This is a genomic window from Rhizobium giardinii bv. giardinii H152 (assembly GCF_000379605.1).
In the GTDB taxonomy this organism is placed as follows: Bacteria; Pseudomonadota; Alphaproteobacteria; order Rhizobiales; family Rhizobiaceae; genus Pararhizobium; species Pararhizobium giardinii.
This window is the reverse complement of record NZ_KB902756.1, coordinates 1-1,588: the sequence shown is the minus strand read 5'-3', so window position 1 is coordinate 1,588 and position 1,588 is coordinate 1. Positions and strand designations below refer to the sequence as shown.

Below are 1,588 nucleotides of genomic sequence, written 5' to 3'. Positions count from 1 at the left end.
TCTTTCTGCCCATTGGCCGATCTAGCGACAGACGGAGACCGCGCCTGGGCCTCGGAATGGATTGAAACCCTTGTCGCACTGCAGGGCGTCATCATCACACCGGACCATCGCAACGCGATTTCCCGTCAGATCGGACTGATGGCCGGTGCTCGCGGCCGGTCGATGTCAGATTTTGTCAGCGGCGTTCAGCTGCGCGAAATCAAGGACGCACTCCACCACTACACCGTCGATGGGCCGATGGGCCAGTTGCTCGATGCCGAGACCGATGGACTGGCGCTCGGGTCGTTTCAGACATTCGAGATCGAGCAACTGATGAATATGGGCGAGCGCAATCTCGTGCCGGTGCTCACCTATCTCTTCAGAAGGATTGAAAAGCGGCTCACCGGCGCGCCGAGCCTTATCATCCTCGACGAGGCCTGGCTGATGCTTGGTCATCCGACATTTAGGGACAAGATCCGCGAATGGCTGAAAGTGCTGCGCAAGGCCAATTGCGCGGTGCTGCTCGCGACACAGTCCATCTCCGACGCTGAGCGTTCAGGCATCATCGACGTGCTTAAGGAAAGCTGCCCGACAAAGATCTGCCTTCCAAATGGTGCCGCCCGGGAACCAGGGACGCGGGAATTCTACGAGCGGATCGGTTTCAACGAACGCCAGATCGAGATCGTGGCAACCGCGATCCCGAAGCGGGAATACTACGTCGCCTCGCCCGAAGGCCGTCGTCTGTTCGACATGGCGCTCGGTCCGCTGACGCTCTCCGTCGTCGGCGCAACAGGCAAGGAGGATCTGAAGCGCATCCGTTCCCTTCATTCAAAACACGGTCGTGAATGGCCTATCCACTGGCTCCAGACGAGAGGAATTCACGATGCAGAAGCGCTTCTCAGACAAATCTAAGGTGCTTACAGCGGCCTTGATTGCGACTGCCGCCATGCTGCCCGACATCTCCGCGGCGGGAGGCGTCACTGGCGAAGCAACGGAGTTCACGCAGCTCGCCAACAACGCCGAGCTTATCAAGCTTTTGGAAAGCTCCGGCGTGCAGGTGGAGAATCAGGTCAAGCAGATCAGTCAGTTGGCCGAACAGATCCAGAACCAGTTGAGCATCTACGAAAACATGTTGCAGAACACAGCACAGCTGCCGAACCACATATGGGGTCAGGTCGAGGGAGACCTGAAGAAGCTACAGAGGGTGGTGTCGCAAGGGGAGGGAATTGCCTTCTCGATGGGCAATGTCGATGACGTTTTGAAGCAGCGCTTCCAGAGCTACGGCGACATCAGGTCGAACCTGCCCACTGGCGAGACTTTTTCATCCAGCTATCAGACCTGGTCGGATACCAATCGCGATACGATTGCCGGCACGCTAAAGGCCGCCAACCTAACAGCCGATCAGTTTTCAAGCGAGGAATCGACCATGACCTCGTTGCGGTCGATGTCCGAAACCGCCGACGGTCAAATGAAGGCGCTGCAGGTCGGCCATCAGATTGCCGCGCAGCAAGTTGCACAGATGCAGAAGCTTCGCGGCCTCGTCTCTCAGCAGATGACATTGATGGGGACCTGGTACCAGTCAGAGCAGACGGACAAGGACTTGGCGCAG

At 58.0% G+C, this 1,588-nt stretch carries 1 protein-coding gene and 1 pseudogene; both read left to right on the top strand.

What is annotated here, in order from left to right; genetic code table 11:
- A pseudogene (locus tag A3AY_RS39990) lies at window positions 1-891 on the top strand (conjugal transfer protein TrbE); the annotation flags it as partial.
- Window positions 863-1,588, top strand: a 726-nt coding sequence (gene trbJ, locus A3AY_RS0133070; RefSeq protein ID WP_018329949.1) for a P-type conjugative transfer protein TrbJ, incomplete at its 3' end; no start/stop codon positions are given. The pseudogene A3AY_RS39990 and the gene trbJ, both read left to right, overlap by 29 nt.